The sequence below is a fragment of the Bacillus sp. B2-WWTP-C-10-Post-4 genome, assembly GCF_009183805.1.
Classification (GTDB): domain Bacteria; phylum Bacillota; class Bacilli; order Bacillales; family Bacillaceae_G; genus Bacillus_A; species Bacillus_A cereus.
Genome location: NZ_WEII01000095.1, coordinates 1 through 14,223, shown reverse-complemented (window position 1 = coordinate 14,223; position 14,223 = coordinate 1). Strand labels below are relative to the sequence as shown.

The following is a 14,223-nucleotide window of genomic DNA, read 5'->3' as shown; positions in this document are numbered from 1 at the left end:
TATTTACGTTCTATAGACTATTTTTTGTTTCGATCCAAACAAAAATGATTATTTAACAAGCGTTCGTTTCTATTCTTTATGTAGTATGTTGGATTCATTTTCGCATGATACATAACGTCGAACAGAAAAACCCCTTCCATTGCGAAGGGGCTATTATCATACGGCTACGCCTACTGATAAACACCATCATCATTTTAACAACTTTCGTATGAATTTTAAAGCACTTTTTGTAGAAGAGTAACGAATTTTCATGTCGAATGCTGTAGATTGGGCTAAAATGCTTTTATAATGTGAAAAAGTCCGAAAACTTTCTTTCCCATGATAACCCCCTAATCCACTACTTCCAACACCCCCAAAAGGTAAATATGGCGTGGCAAGATGATAGACAACATCATTAATACAGCCTCCACCATATGAAATATTACTCGTCACTTTCTTTTGTACTTCTTTATCTTCAGAAAATACATATAACGCTAACGGCTTCGGATGTTGCTGGATTGTGCCAATTACATCTTCTATGTTGTCGTACTCTATGATTGGTAAAATCGGACCAAAAATTTCATCTTCCATAACAGTATCTTTCCATGTAATATCCGCTAGTACTGTCGGTTCAATATGTAATGTATCTTTCTTATAGTTTCCACCAATTACGACTTGACCATCTTGTAAGAATCCACATAATCGTTCAAAATGACGCTCACTTACAATACGCACATAATTTTCATTTCGCAAAGGTTCTTTACTATACTGCTCTGTAATTTCATGTCGCAGTGCCTCAATTAGCTTTTCTTTCACGGAAGAATGCACATACATATAATCAGGCGCTACACACGTCTGCCCTGCATTTAAAAACTTACCCCAAACAATTCTTCTTGCTGTCATCTCTATCTTTGCATCTTTATGTACAATACAAGGACTTTTCCCGCCAAGTTCTAAAGTGAGCGGTGTCAACTGTTTCGCTGCTGCTTCCATTACAACTTTTCCAACTCCAACACTACCAGTAAAGAAAATATAATCAAACGGTTCCCTCAGCAAAGATGTACTCTCTTCAACGCCACCTTCTACTACCGCTACAAGCTCTTCTGGGAATAATTCATCTAACATTCTCTTAAGCACTTTTGAAACGCTTGGCGTTAACTCTGACGGCTTTAAAACGATTGTATTTCCAGCTGCCAGTGCTCCTACAAGTGGTGCAATTGCTAATTGAAAAGGATAGTTCCACGGTGCAATAATAAGCGTCACACCATACGGTTCTGGCACTACTTTTCCTTTTGATCCAAAATGAGTGAGTGCTGTTCGAACTCGTTTCGGTTTACTCCACGATGACATATGTTTCAATTGAAAGGAAATTTCTTTTAATACATATCCAACTTCCGTTGTAAACGACTCGTGAACTGACTTATTTAAATCTAATTTCAATGCCTGAAATATTTCTTCTTCAAAACGCTGAATGCCTTCATAAAGCTTCTTCAAATTATTCTTCCTCATTTCGATGCTTCTCGTATGCCCTTTTAAAAAATATTCCTTTTGCCTACTTACAATAGAGGAAATACTCATTCACTCACCTTCTCCCACTATTTTTATCCAATTCTTTCATTATTTATATAGACTTCATATATAACAAATTTCTATTCTTAAGGTTACATTATATATGACTTTTTCAGCTATATAAAATTCATTGCTCACAAAAAAACTACCGAAAGAAAATCTCTCGGTAGTTTTACTGTATTAACGATATAAACGAACAGCACCTGCAGAATTATCATCAGCTTGTCCTACTACTTCAAATTTCAAACCAAGCTTCGGTAAAATACGTCCTGCATCTGGAATCTGTTGATTAATATACGCTTTAGAATCATCAAACTTTGGTACGCCTGCTAAACCATCATACGTAAATGTTCCACGCGTTGGAGATACGACTTTCCAAGCTGGCGTTTTGTCGAATGAGAACGCTGCATCAGCGATTTGGAATCGTGTACTACTCTTAACTGTTGGTTTACCATTTAAAGTACCAACAATTGCTTCTGGATGAGAATCAACTACACCAAGGAAACCGTGTCCTGGATGTACACCAACCCAGTTATCTGTATAAGCTGAATCTGCATACCATACAACCATACCAGTGTTAAATACTGGACCGCGAGCAAATTTCAACGCATTATCTGCCCCAGCATAGTTTCTCCACTCAACATAGTAGTTATGTTTTTTCTTCTCTGTTCCGTTAGATACAACGAAATCATCTAATTTTAATTGTGGTGTACCTTCTGCGTCATCAGAGAATGCTACTTTACCATCTACTGTTAATGAAGCATTATCAAGAGCGAATCCATTTAATGCTAAACCACCATCAGTAATGTAATCAAATGTTAATTTTACTTTCTTGCCTTTGAATTGACTTAAATCATATGATTTGTCAATCCATTTTCCATTTGTCGAATGTGCATTTCCACTATTTGCTTTCTCACCAAGTCTTTCAATTAACGTTTGTTGACCATCTTCCGTTACAGCGTGTACTTCAAGGAAATCATACTCTGCTTCAATTTCATATAATGATTTGAAGTCAAATTTTGCAGTCGTTGCATTTGTTAAATCGAACAGTGGTGTTTCCATCTTCGTATGAAGATCATCACCTTTTGTGCTGTAGTAATACTGTTTTCCAAATGCCGGCTCAATTGTTTTTATATCTTTGTCTGGTAAGTTAACACGAATCATACCCGGACGGTTAGATTTCGTAACACTTTGATCCAAATATGTCGCTAGACCGATACCTTTATTTAATTTCTCGTAATCTACTTCTACGATATTTGCCCAGTTACCACCGATTGTTTTTTGGAAAAACTCTTTATTTTGTGGTGAGAAACTCGTTGGCGTCGTTCCAGCGATTTTACCAGCCCAGCTTCCGCCACTCATAATAGACCAAGCTTCAATCGGCTCACCTTGACCACTATATTGTGTATCGTACTCATCTGGAAGACCTAAATCGTGACCATATTCATGTGCGAATACACCAACCGCTCCATCTTCTGGTTCAATTGTGTAGTCGAATGCTGCCATCTTTCCACCCCAATATGGTACTTTCGCTTGTGTACCTTCAATTGGGAATGGCTTTGGTCCAACTGTCCAACGGTGCGACCAAATTGCATCATCGCCTAATTTACCACCGCCTGCTTCTTGTCCAACACCCGCATGAATAATCATTAAGTGATCGATTAAACCGTCTGGTTGATTTTTATTTCCATCACCATTTACATCGTATTGATCAAATTGGTCGAACTCTGATAAATCAATACCACTATCTACAGCTGCTTTTAATGCATCTTTTACTAAATCACGTGGCCCTTTTGGTCCTTTATTATCATGGCCGCCGCTAGCAGCATCTGCACCGTAATCAGCCGCCTTACCAGGAACTGTTAACCATTTTGTAACTGTTCCGTCCACTGTGTAACTACCACCAGATTGTTCTTCGTAATATTGTTTAAACGTTTCAATTTTACTTCCATCATCTAATGTAAATGGCTCGTTGCCGAATAACATTTTTTCATAATGTTCTTTATTAAAATCGTTAGAATACATATATCCAGGCTCTTTGTCGATATTATTATGTTTAAAGTCAGCGTACTCTACAAGTAAAACGAGTACTTTGTCTTTACGAACTTCACCGTTATAGTCTTTTTGTTTCGCTGGAGAAGTTGGTACTTTACCATTTAGACCGCCTTTAACTGGGCCTGTCGCTGCAGGTGTGCCTGTTGCTGGTTGATTTAATTTTTCTTTCGTGTCTGCTTTCGCATCTTTCACTTTCTTTAAAAAGTCGGATGCATCTTTCGTAAGTTGGTCCCCATTCGCTGCTTCTTTCCCAGGATTTTCACCCTTTTTGTTCTCTACATACTTTTCGACTGCTTTCTTTGTTTCTGTCTCTGAAGCCTTCGAATCAATTACCCCACGTTTTTTTAATGCATCTGCTAAACGTTCTTCCGGAATTAAATGATCATCCACTGGGCTCGTAGCTGTTTTATTCACAGGCGTTTCAGCATATGCAGATTGAGTGCCAGCTCCGAATGAAAGGCCTAATACAGCTGTCAATGCGATTGATGACAAAACTTTGAACGGTTTCTTGTTCATCCCTTATTTCCTCCCCTAATAAATAATATGTATTACAAATTAAATTTTATTAAAAATTCAATATTTTTTCAATATTTAGTCATATTATGTAATGTTTTTAATATATTTGTAAAAATTTCATAGTTAGCATACGAATATATCACAATTCAACAATGTTTTCTGAAAATATTGAAAGTTTTTATCGAACAATTTATAATTTCCATAGAGGGAGTTTAATGGGGATTTTATCTTTGTTTCATCTACACAATATTTGATAATTCACTATATAAAACACAAAATCGGATTTCATTATCATGTATTCTGTAGCAGCAATTATGACCGATAATTAGGGAGGAATTACATTTGTACAAAGATAAGACAGACGCACTGGATCAAGAATGGATTGATTTAATACTTGAAGCTCTAGATGCCGGTATCGCCATGCAAGACATCGAGCAATTTTTCCAACGTATGAAGCCATCCAGTCAGGCTCAATAGGTTTGTTCTTTTTAACGAAGTTTATGTTATAATAATGACATCATAAGACAACTACATATTGATAGAAAGGTGCGCAAATATGATTGGAGAACGTATAAAACGCCTTCGTTTACAAAAAGGGATTTCATTAACTGAACTTGCCGAAAAAGCTGGCGTTGCTAAATCTTACATTAGTTCTATAGAACGAAATTTACAAAAAAACCCTTCCATTCAGTTTCTTGAAAAGATCGCAGCAGTTCTACAAATTCCAGTTGATACTTTACTTCATGATGAAACAACAAAGGAAACTAACCTAGACTCCGAATGGACACAACTCGTTAAAGATGCAATGAACTCTGGTGTCTCCAAAGAACAATTTCGTGAATTTCTTGAATTTACAAAGTGGAAGCAAAATCAAAAATAATAATAGAAAGAAGTGCTTACAACCAGCACTTCTTTTTCTTTATAAAAAAAAGCGGGAATACCCGCTTTTTTTATTATTTTTCTTCCCCAGCTTCTTGGTTAGCATTGAATGTCCATTCTAAATTCAATGTATCACCTTGGAAGATATTTTGGTCTTTTCCATCATCTACAAATTCAAATTGTACCCATAGATAATCCTCTGTACCAGCTGCTAATCCACCCTTTTCTCCCCACTCAGGAGCAAAGATATCTTTAGCTAAAAGATCTGGATCAACTTTTTGTAAGTCTGCTAAAGTTGTTTCGTATACAGGCTCACTTTGTTTATCCCAGTTCCAAAGGAATTTTACTTTAACGTGCTTACCAAAGTCTTCACCAGCATTATCACCTTTTGCATCTTTAACAGTATACTTTGTTGCTAATTTAACGTCTTTAATAGTTAACGAACCGCTGTTTTGTAATAAGAACTCTTTCTTAACAGAATCCCCTGGTTTTAAATCTTTAATATCTACAAGCGTCTTAGGGTTTAATGTAAGGTCTAACGTCCCAGCTGCAAATGTATTGTTTGATACTTCTTTATCGCTAAAGAATGCAAATGTTCCTCCACCAATTAAAGCTAACCCCAATGCTGCTGATGCAACTCCCATACCTAATTTCTTTTTCAGACTCACAATCAATTCCCCCTAGCTTTTTTTATATTTTTATCACTTATTTTTCAATAAGAGATGTAAAGAAAACTATATTAGCTTAGCTAATATGTGTTCTTTTTTAAAAACCTTATGTTCATTATAACGAACAACTCTATATAAACACAACACATATTTATTAATATTTTCAGTTATTTTTATTTCTCAATATCATTTAGACTTTTCAGAAAAAAACAATGATAATTTATAACTTTTTTCACACTCAAATCATTTAATACTATAAGAAAAAAGAAAAACAAAGAGGTGAGGGCTAACGTTCCCTCACACTCGTATAAATATTACTAGTCTTGCTTATTCGTTCACTCTCTCTTACACCACATTCTTGTTTTCCGGCTGTTTCACTAAAGCAGTTACTCCGCTTTCTTTTGCTCTTCTAGCTTTTTCTGTTCTTCGGCTTTCTTCTGTTCTTCTACTTTCTTCTGTTCTTCTACTTTCTTCTGTTCTTCGGCTTTCTTCTGTTCTTCTACTTTCTTCTGTTCTTCTACTTTCTTCTGTTCTTCTACTTTCTTCTGTTCTTCTACTTTCTTCTGTTCTTCGGCTTTCTTCTGTTCTTCTACTTTCTTCTGTTCTTCGGCTTTCTTCTGTTCTTCTGCTTCAATTGCAACGTTTAATTGTTGCTGAAGAGCCTGAATTTGCTCATCAATAGCTTTCAAGCTAATTTCTTTCTCAATATAGTCACGCTTCTCTTTGATACTGCGGAAGCCTTCATTTACATATATGGACACTTGCTGCATCGACTCATCTTTATTTACCTTTAATTCTTCTTGTATTTGATTGTAAGGAGCTTCTATTTCAGTATATACATTTTGCAGGGCTTCCTTCTCAGCAACAATTTTCTCACGCCCTTGTTGCCATACAGAAATCGCCTGTTTTATTTCTTCAATAGAAGTTGCTTTCGATTTTCCCTTCATCGTTCCATACTCACGCTCAATAAACTGTTTATGTTTCTCAGATTGCTCTTTTAACGTATTAACTGTTTTCGGAAATATAATTGCTGTAGAAAGCGTCGCTTCTACTTTCGTTTCATGAATGAACGCCGCTTCTGTATGCGTCATAATTTGAGATCCTAAATAAAACGTAATAGAACACATACACGGCAATATAAACATCTTTTTAAAATTACGCGGTCTTTTCAGCATCTTAATCTCTCCCATCGAACATTACGTTCTTTATACAGAACATTATCTATATTATAGTAAAGAACTATTAAAATTGATAGACAAATACTAGAAAAATAGAAAAAGGGCTATCCATGTGATAGCCCTTTTTCTTATTATCTTTCTTCACCTGCTGTTTGTTGTGCATCAAACGTCCAATTTAATTGTAACTTATCGCCTTGGAATTGATTTTGATCTTTTCCATTATCAACGAACTCGAATTTCACTTTGAATTTATCAGATTTACCTGCTGAAATACCTTTTTCATCCCAGAACCAAGCCGATAAATCATTATCTACAGCTGTAAGTGTGTCACCTTTTAATTTATCTAAAGTAGTTTGTTTCACAATTGTCTCATGCTTATCTACATTTTTTAAGAATGTTACTTTAATATGTTTACCAAAATCATCTTTATTGTCTTTCTTTACATCTTCTACATTATAATCTGTTTTCAGTAGAACCTTTTTAATATTTAAAGAGCCTTTATTTTCTAGTTTAAATTCTTTTTCAATTGTATCCCCAGGTTTTAAATTCGATACGTTAACAACTGTTGATGGATTTAATGCTAAATCCAGTGTTCCAGCCGCAAATGTATTATTTGACACTTCTTTATCACTGAAAAATGCAAATGTTCCTCCACCAACTAAAGCTGCTCCTAATACTGCTGATGTAATACCCATTCCTAATTTTTTCTTTAAAGTCATGTCCATATCCCCTTAATATATATTTGTTAACTTCCTAAACGGAAAGTATAACCAAACGAACTAGACAGATTGTTCTACTTTTTTATCTTTCTTTTCTCCGTCAATGCTACGAATAGCACCAAAAATAGAAATCGCGGAATACCCAAGTAAAAAGACTCCTGGAATAATAAGAAGCAATGCTGCTCCCGCTTTTGAATTCGCATAATTCAGTAAATAACCAACATACGGAACTGTAATATCTGCATACTTTCCAACTACATTTTCTGCAAGTACTGGCTCTAAATCTGGTCCGTTGTTGTTATCCCCTTTTGTTTCATACATTACTTTTCCATTTGTATCTTTCACACCGATAATACGGTGAGTGATAATTTTTTGATCTTTCTCTTTAAAGGTAATAACATCACCTTTTTGATATTTAGAACCATCTTTGTTTGGTTCTATTGCAATGATTGATCCTGTTAAAAACGTCGGCTCCATTGATCCTGAAAGAACGCTCTTAAATTGATATCCCATCACTGTCGGATCACCACCGCTTGCTTTTGAAGAAATAACTACAAAAGCTAAAAAAACCATCAATGCAAATAAAACAAATGAGATCGCGTTGCTAATTATCTTCCATATTAATTTCATCGTCTCTCTCCCTCTCCGTTGTTTTATATTATTTGAAGTATGCAATATCCACTGTGTTCTTTAACAAGAACACAAGTAAATGATATAACGAACTTTAAGTTATTGCAATAAGAAAATTTACAATTATTAGTTATTTAAAATATAGAAAAAAGACTGTGCCAAAATTTTACACAGTCTTTTTATTAGTAATTTATTTACCTTCTGATTTCATTCCTTTTGTATTTCGGCGCAACACTACATATAAAATTGCTCCAAATAATATAATCGCACCTATCCCAACACTTATTACTTTCACATTTGAGTCTTTTACTTCAGGCATAGTTGTATCTTTTTTAGGCATCGTAAAAGTGACATCTTCTGTTGAAAGAACATTTACCGTCGCAATTGTTTGATTATTTTTCGTAATATCAACTGCACCAACTACCTCACCACGATGTATTCCTTTATGATATAAAGATTCTTTATCTAATGAAGCCGCCCGGAAAATAGTTTTCACATTTTTCCCTTCATCTTTCTTAAGCATAAGCTCCGCACTTTGTTCCAACTCAGAATTAACATCTTTATTTAAATATGTTGTTTTTTGATGCCAATTATGTTTATCAAGCACCATTTGCTTCGTAAATTGACCGAAAGAATATTCCGCCATCTGCTTCAAATCTTCATAAATTTCAGGTCTTTGAGAAGCCATTACTACGCTTATAATACGATTTCCATCTTTCTCATTTAATAAAACAAGTGTATTACGTGCTTCATTCGTAAACCCTGTCTTACCGCCAATGCTATATGGATTTTCAAAAAAATTAGATTTATTAAAAATAGACACCGTCTGCCTAGACGTCGTAACTGTCGTTCTTTTCGTATTCATCGCTTGTAAAATTTCAGGATACTTTTGCACACCCTTCGTAATCATAGCCATATCATACGGCGTCGTATAATGGTTCGGATCATGCAATCCATTCGGTGTTACAAAGTGGCTATCTTTCGCCCCTAATTGCTTCGCTTTCTCATTCATCATATTAGCAAAATTCTCAACACTCCCGCCAATCCGCTCCGCAATCGCATACGACACATCATTCGCACTCAGCACCATTAAAATCATAAGCGCAGTATTTCTATTAATTGTCTCTCCAGGTTGAAACTCAATTTGATAATTACTCTTCTCTTGATCTAATGCTAATTGTGAAAATGTAAATTGATCCTCTGGCTTTGTATGCTCCATGAGTAAAATCGCTGTTAACACCTTCGTCGTACTAGCAGGAAATGCGCGGTGATATGCGTTTTTGTCATACAAAACATCTCCTGTTTTTGCATCAATTGTCGTTGCAAACTGACTAAAAACATTCGGTCCTTCCGCAGGTGGTGGTGCAACTTGTTCTGGATTTACTCCAATATTCGTCTCAGCACGCAATGTTATGGGCGTCAAAAAAAACGAACAAATAACTGTAATAAAAACCAAAATTTTCTTAAAATTTACCATATGACTCTCCCTTTTCCATTTACTCCTTAACAAAATAATAAATCTACCAATCATATGTAATTTGTATTATATTGGAAGAATTTTCACTATTTTTTACTATATCATACTTTTACGATAAAGAACATAAATATACAATAAAAATAAGAAGGAATTACTCTTTCTTATCCTTCTCATCAATCAACGAATCTATTAACTTTTGACTAGCTTCCTCGGGCGTAATCTCATCTGTTATTCCCATAAACGACCAACCTTTAGAATCAACCCACTCAACAAACTCTTGTAAAAATTCATCATGTGTAACATCCACATCAAGAATCGATCCATTAATCGAAATCGTTCTATTTTTAGACACGCGCATCTTGAACGTTTTTCTTACCATTACAACTTTTCTCCCTCTACTTCTGAATATTTATAAAGTGAAACTTTCATCAACCCTCACGAATCGGACTTTTACGGGCATTCCGACCCGAACCTAACTTCTTTACTTTTGCTGAATTTCGAGGTAAGGGATCTTACTGCCCGCAAATAGCGAGATAAAATAATCATGTATCTCTGTTATACATGATTTTCAGTAAATTGTAAAAAGGATATATTGGCCAATTGGTATATTGAAACTGAAAATCTATCATTCTGCAAAAATATCAAATGATATGTAATTGTTCATAAATGACTGAATAGATTCACATAAAAATAAAACAACTTACATTTTACCACACCAAATACAAATGACTTTCTTACAATGGAATGGAGTATACTAGAAGAAAACTTAAAATGAGGAGGAACCTCATGACGCGTTGTACGTATTGTAAAACGAAGTGGACAATAAAAGATGTATGGGCAATACTCGTGACATTTGAAAAGGATTGTCCGTATTGTTTTATGAGACAATATCTATCAAAGAAAACGGTGAACGCTATGCCAGAACTTATAAGCTTACCTTTACATTTCTTACTCCCTTTTCTTGTTGATTTGAGTGCTGAAGGTCCTTTGGATTGGTATCGTAAATAATATAAACACTACATCCAAAGACTACTTTCTACTAAATTCGCTTCTCATCATTATTCCTTCATACATTACTAGCATAATCGCTTATACTTTCCCTTTTGAAGATTCTGTAGCTCAGCAGGAAGAGCGTCCCCTGAACAAGGTTTATCAATTATGACTTTAATAAACGATGATATATGCATACTGTTAAGCATAAAAAATTAGCATTAAGTTCCACTCAAATATTAATTGAAACCCAACACTCCATTTAATCTGTAATCTAGAATACAAGCAGTGTTTTTTATTATGCATTTTTGCATACAGTATTATTTTCTCTTGTAAATAGATAATAATGTTATATAATAAAACCAACGTTTTACCAATAAAAGGTAATAAGAAGTAGTGGAATAAGTAAATAACCAAAGCGTATTAACAGATTTGTTCTATGTAAATCATGATACATATATGGAATCAAAACTATTAAATTTTATGTAGTGATTAGATTACTACAAGATGAAAGATTCATAGCGAATACACTTAAGGAAAAAACGTTCCATTAGATTAATGTGATATCTATCGAACGAATTGAGAATATACTTAGGGGGAATTTCAAGTGAAAACATTTGGTAAAGTATTATTAACTGGCGCATTAGCTTTAGGCGGTTTAACGGTTATGAACATTGAAACACCGAAGGCACATGCTGACGGATGGGATGGTTGTCATTACATTTGTGGTCCTGGTGAAACGGTGAACGGTGTTACAGTTCAGGTACACTCTACACAAGTTACTTTTGGTAACAGCGTAATTGCAAGAATTACAAATGACCGAGCTGAAGAAATTCATTACAATGTCAGCCTTGAAAAGAAATATGGCGATAGATGGGGAGAATTTGAAACCAACTTCCGTTGGCAAAATCAATGGGTCCCAGCTGGAAGCAATGATGAAATTGCAACTTTCACAGGATATGGCGATGATATTTATGAGGATGGAACATATCGTTATAAAGTCGAAATAAAAGGCGCTGACGGTTCTATTGATACAATTTACACAGCAGGAATGACAGTTACAGGACGATAGCTTATGAACAAGCTCCATTATTTATGATTGTATTTTTGAAAATATCATTGATAATTGCGTTGATATTATTATTAAAATAAGCTCTTCGGGGCTTATTTTTTTATACAAAAATTAGAATATGAATATTCAGAAATTTAACCTTTACACCATTAAAGTTTGTTGCTATTATAGGAATACATCAAATGTTACAATACTCAACAAATTGTACAAATTCTCCGATTACACGAATGAAATGAAAATACATTGCTGATGGTAACATTTATAGTTGGGATCCCGTAGCTCAGCAGGGAGAGCGCCACCTTGACAGGGTGGAGGTCGTGAGTTCGAGCCTCTCCGGGGTCATAAAAAAGAGACACCATATCAACCTTCTACGTGATATGGCGTCTCTTTTTTATCTAATTCAATTACTTCCCACCAAACATCTTCTCCAAAGACTTCGCATTTGCAAACAATACTTCTTTCAAGTTATCGTCAGCAACGATTTTATAGTCGCCATCTTTGTCTTTCTTTAAGTTCAATGTAACCTCCCGAGTTGCCATTGCTGCATCTTTATCCGTTAAGTTTTTGATGATAGTTGAGGTCATTGTTTTTTCAATCGCTTTTTCAGATTGTTCTTTGCCTTCGCTAAATGCGCTAGCGAAGGCCATTGGCATAACTTCTCCCACTGCTTTTGTTACAGCAACGGATAGATCAGCAGATGTAATTTTCACTTTCACTTCTGCTTTATCATCCTTTTTCGATACTTCTTCTAGCTTTTCAAATTTAAAGTTCTTTGTAATTGCACTTAGCATTGCTTTTGCCTCAGCATCATCTGTTTTTTCATTTAGTTTATTAAATTCCTTGTCACTCTCAACAAATGTACGAGCCTTTTCTACATCACCTTTTTGTATCGCTGTTAAAAATTCTTCTGTAGTATCTTTCGGATTTGCACACCCTGCTAAAACACCTGCTGTTAATCCTACTACCATCATTAATAGCAATAATCTCTTTATCTTTTGCACGTTCATTCTCCTCTTATCTTTTCTAGTAAGTCAGCATCATACAATATTATGAAACTGACATTACAAACATTTTTTAGTATAGCATTTATATGATTTATTTTCTATTAATTTCCAAAAGATAAAGGGCCTTGCAGCATTCCTACAAGGCCTCTCTTCTATCAATCTGTATCCGTAGCACAAATGAACCACATTTTCTGTTCCCTACTATCTAATACCATCCACATACTCCGATCAAAAATCATAAGCGATAACCAGAGTGATATATTCATAGTAGCAAATAATAAATATAAAATGTAATCTCTCTTTTGTATTGCTCCTCTATTCATCAAAATGTAAGCGGCACCGATAGGAGGAAAAAGACAAATATTTTTCTTAACGACTACGGATGCGGAGTTAGTGTCTGCATATGAACCTCCTTTTCATCATAATACTTGCTTCAACATCGGCCTCACTACCCTATATTCATCACTATAAGCTTCCTTTATGATTAAAGGCGGGTAATCACTTTTTCCTTCCTCAATCATTGTGAATACTTCTGTTTTCTCTTGTAATGTATTAGATTCTCTATTTTTAGTAGGTTTTTTACTTGTTTTAATTTTCTTTGTTACTTCGCCAAGTTTTTGCCCAACTTCTTCTACTTTGGCAGGTTCATTCGTAACATAGTATTCTTGTTCGTCCCATACTAATATAGGTGGCACTTGTTCTCTTTTGTTACATATTATATAAGTAGTACTAGCTACCAGTAGTATACAAGTTAATAAATAGAAGATAGTTCTTTTATTCATATACTACACTCCTTATCTATCATTTCATTGGATTATATAACACAAATTATTTACGGTAAATGGATTTGGTGGTAATTTTTAGGTTTAACAATAAAGAAAAACCTTACCGAAGTAAGGTTCCGTTTTTACATTCTATAGTGACTGATTAATTAATACGATCATTACAATAATTGCTATAAGCATAACAACTAAACAGCCGATTAATTTATAAAATCCTCGCTTCGTTAACGTCCCGCCTTGAACGTCTTTACGAATAAATAAGAATACGGCTAAAAATAATACAAGCCCAATGCCAAAAGCATACATCATTTGCATATGTTAATCTTCCTTTCTCTCCTCCATCTTAATATCTTTTTGCTAAAACAACAAATGAGATAAAGACGGTACTCATTGTAAGTGCCATAAGTATATTCAATAATATAGAAGAAACTTTTTTAAATTTCAGCACGTCTATTTTGAAGCGAAACACGGAACACTGTAAATAACTGTTACTATATCTCCTCACTTCTTTTTTTAAAATTTAATATCTCCATATTTGTTTTATCCTTTTAAAATATTTCATTTATTTCTTTATTTCACGAAATGCGTTATTTGTTTTACGGTGTTTTTCGTCATATTTATAGAAACTAACTGTTTATGGAGCATTTTTTATGTTTAGCAACTTTTTTTGTAGAAATCCTTCACTTTCCTTTCAATATTTAACAC

15 protein-coding genes, 1 tRNA gene and 2 pseudogenes are annotated in these 14,223 nt (G+C 34.5%); 5 read left to right on the top strand and 13 right to left on the bottom strand.

The window, feature by feature from the left end; translation table 11 throughout:
- Positions 1 to 189: 189 nt before the first annotated feature.
- Positions 190 to 1,557: an aldehyde dehydrogenase gene (locus GBN78_RS24160; protein WP_000028383.1), complete on the bottom strand. Its 1,368-nt coding sequence runs from the start codon at positions 1,555 to 1,557 to the stop codon at positions 190 to 192.
- Positions 1,558 to 1,728: 171 nt separating this feature from the next.
- A complete protein-coding gene (gene inhA1 / locus GBN78_RS24155) occupies positions 1,729 to 4,119 on the bottom strand; it encodes a M6 family metalloprotease immune inhibitor InhA1 (protein WP_152127766.1) in 2,391 nt (796 codons plus the stop codon).
- A 342-nt stretch (positions 4,120 to 4,461) separates the two neighbouring features.
- Between inhA1 and GBN78_RS24150 the strand changes: the two genes are divergently transcribed.
- Together GBN78_RS24150 and GBN78_RS24145 are read left to right on the top strand one after the other, a co-directional pair.
- Entirely contained in the window at positions 4,462 to 4,596 is a 135-nt protein-coding gene (locus tag GBN78_RS24150; RefSeq protein ID WP_000276219.1) for an anti-repressor SinI family protein, read from the top strand.
- Positions 4,597 to 4,675: 79 nt separating this feature from the next.
- Positions 4,676 to 4,999 carry a helix-turn-helix domain-containing protein gene (locus GBN78_RS24145; RefSeq protein ID WP_000578885.1) on the top strand — a complete coding sequence of 108 codons (324 nt, stop codon included), beginning with the start codon at positions 4,676 to 4,678 and terminating at the stop codon, positions 4,997 to 4,999.
- 73 nt (positions 5,000 to 5,072) lie between these two features.
- Here GBN78_RS24145 and calY read toward each other — a convergent pair whose 3' ends face one another.
- From calY to GBN78_RS24115, 6 genes are all read right to left on the bottom strand, one after another.
- Complete coding sequence (gene calY, locus GBN78_RS24140) at positions 5,073 to 5,666, bottom strand: biofilm matrix protein CalY (RefSeq protein ID WP_000053713.1); 594 nt, start codon at positions 5,664 to 5,666, stop codon at positions 5,073 to 5,075.
- Between the two features lie 386 nt (positions 5,667 to 6,052).
- The gene (locus GBN78_RS24135) at positions 6,053 to 6,841 is read right to left on the bottom strand and encodes a DUF4047 domain-containing protein (protein WP_226798491.1); all 789 of its coding nucleotides are present in this window, start codon (positions 6,839 to 6,841) and stop codon (positions 6,053 to 6,055) included.
- Between the two features lie 134 nt (positions 6,842 to 6,975).
- Positions 6,976 to 7,563 (bottom strand): CalY family protein, encoded by a 588-nt coding sequence (locus GBN78_RS24130; RefSeq protein WP_000172854.1) that lies wholly within the window; start codon positions 7,561 to 7,563, stop codon positions 6,976 to 6,978.
- Between the two features lie 60 nt (positions 7,564 to 7,623).
- Positions 7,624 to 8,193, bottom strand: a complete 570-nt coding sequence (gene sipW / locus GBN78_RS24125) for a signal peptidase I SipW (protein WP_000767792.1) — start codon at positions 8,191 to 8,193, stop codon at positions 7,624 to 7,626.
- A 190-nt stretch (positions 8,194 to 8,383) separates the two neighbouring features.
- Complete coding sequence (locus GBN78_RS24120) at positions 8,384 to 9,670, bottom strand: D-alanyl-D-alanine carboxypeptidase family protein (protein WP_000247029.1); 1,287 nt, start codon at positions 9,668 to 9,670, stop codon at positions 8,384 to 8,386.
- Positions 9,671 to 9,821: 151 nt separating this feature from the next.
- Positions 9,822 to 10,049, bottom strand: coding sequence for a hypothetical protein (locus GBN78_RS24115; RefSeq protein ID WP_000251856.1), 228 nt, complete (start codon positions 10,047 to 10,049; stop codon positions 9,822 to 9,824).
- Positions 10,050 to 10,456: 407 nt separating this feature from the next.
- On the opposite strand from GBN78_RS24115, the gene GBN78_RS24110 reads away from it, so the two are divergent.
- The 3 genes from GBN78_RS24110 to GBN78_RS24100 all read left to right on the top strand — a co-directional run bounded on the left by GBN78_RS24110 (position 10,457) and on the right by GBN78_RS24100 (position 12,074).
- Positions 10,457 to 10,678, top strand: a complete 222-nt coding sequence (locus tag GBN78_RS24110) for a hypothetical protein (RefSeq protein ID WP_000196288.1) — start codon at positions 10,457 to 10,459, stop codon at positions 10,676 to 10,678.
- A gap of 589 nt (positions 10,679 to 11,267) precedes the next feature.
- Positions 11,268 to 11,732 (top strand): hypothetical protein, encoded by a 465-nt coding sequence (locus tag GBN78_RS24105; RefSeq protein ID WP_098293506.1) that lies wholly within the window; start codon positions 11,268 to 11,270, stop codon positions 11,730 to 11,732.
- A 269-nt stretch (positions 11,733 to 12,001) separates the two neighbouring features.
- Positions 12,002 to 12,074 (top strand) — tRNA-Val (locus GBN78_RS24100).
- A 62-nt stretch (positions 12,075 to 12,136) separates the two neighbouring features.
- On the opposite strand, the gene GBN78_RS24095 is transcribed toward GBN78_RS24100, so the two are convergent.
- The 5 genes and pseudogenes from GBN78_RS24095 to GBN78_RS31245 form a co-directional block, all read right to left on the bottom strand.
- Entirely contained in the window at positions 12,137 to 12,733 is a 597-nt protein-coding gene (locus tag GBN78_RS24095; RefSeq protein WP_061139687.1) for a DUF4878 domain-containing protein, read from the bottom strand.
- Positions 12,734 to 12,872: 139 nt separating this feature from the next.
- Positions 12,873 to 13,059, bottom strand: a pseudogene (locus GBN78_RS31055) (hypothetical protein).
- 96 nt (positions 13,060 to 13,155) lie between these two features.
- The gene (locus tag GBN78_RS24090; protein ID WP_061139688.1) at positions 13,156 to 13,518 is read right to left on the bottom strand and encodes a hypothetical protein; all 363 of its coding nucleotides are present in this window, start codon (positions 13,516 to 13,518) and stop codon (positions 13,156 to 13,158) included.
- Between the two features lie 132 nt (positions 13,519 to 13,650).
- Positions 13,651 to 13,833 carry a DUF3976 domain-containing protein gene (locus tag GBN78_RS24085; RefSeq protein WP_001178294.1) on the bottom strand — a complete coding sequence of 61 codons (183 nt, stop codon included), beginning with the start codon at positions 13,831 to 13,833 and terminating at the stop codon, positions 13,651 to 13,653.
- Positions 13,834 to 13,861: 28 nt separating this feature from the next.
- Positions 13,862 to 13,936 (bottom strand): annotated as a pseudogene (locus GBN78_RS31245) (permease); the annotation flags it as partial.
- Between the last annotated feature and the right edge of the window lie 287 nt (positions 13,937 to 14,223).

What these genes read in the sequence shown, in the direction of transcription:
- GBN78_RS24115 (WP_000251856.1), bottom strand. Translation starts at nt 10,049, where the DNA reads ATGGTAAGAAAAACGTTCAAGATGCGCGTGTCTAAAAATAGAACGATT.
- inhA1 (WP_152127766.1), bottom strand. Translation starts at nt 4,119, where the DNA reads ATGAACAAGAAACCGTTCAAAGTTTTGTCATCAATCGCATTGACAGCT.
- GBN78_RS24085 (WP_001178294.1), bottom strand. Translation starts at nt 13,833, where the DNA reads ATGCAAATGATGTATGCTTTTGGCATTGGGCTTGTATTATTTTTAGCC.
- GBN78_RS24160 (WP_000028383.1), bottom strand. Translation starts at nt 1,557, where the DNA reads ATGAGTATTTCCTCTATTGTAAGTAGGCAAAAGGAATATTTTTTAAAA.
- GBN78_RS24145 (WP_000578885.1), top strand. Translation starts at nt 4,676, where the DNA reads ATGATTGGAGAACGTATAAAACGCCTTCGTTTACAAAAAGGGATTTCA.
- sipW (WP_000767792.1), bottom strand. Translation starts at nt 8,193, where the DNA reads ATGAAATTAATATGGAAGATAATTAGCAACGCGATCTCATTTGTTTTA.
- GBN78_RS24135 (WP_226798491.1), bottom strand. Translation starts at nt 6,841, where the DNA reads ATGCTGAAAAGACCGCGTAATTTTAAAAAGATGTTTATATTGCCGTGT.
- GBN78_RS24120 (WP_000247029.1), bottom strand. Translation starts at nt 9,670, where the DNA reads ATGGTAAATTTTAAGAAAATTTTGGTTTTTATTACAGTTATTTGTTCG.
- GBN78_RS24130 (WP_000172854.1), bottom strand. Translation starts at nt 7,563, where the DNA reads ATGACTTTAAAGAAAAAATTAGGAATGGGTATTACATCAGCAGTATTA.
- GBN78_RS24090 (WP_061139688.1), bottom strand. Translation starts at nt 13,518, where the DNA reads ATGAATAAAAGAACTATCTTCTATTTATTAACTTGTATACTACTGGTA.
- GBN78_RS24110 (WP_000196288.1), top strand. Translation starts at nt 10,457, where the DNA reads ATGACGCGTTGTACGTATTGTAAAACGAAGTGGACAATAAAAGATGTA.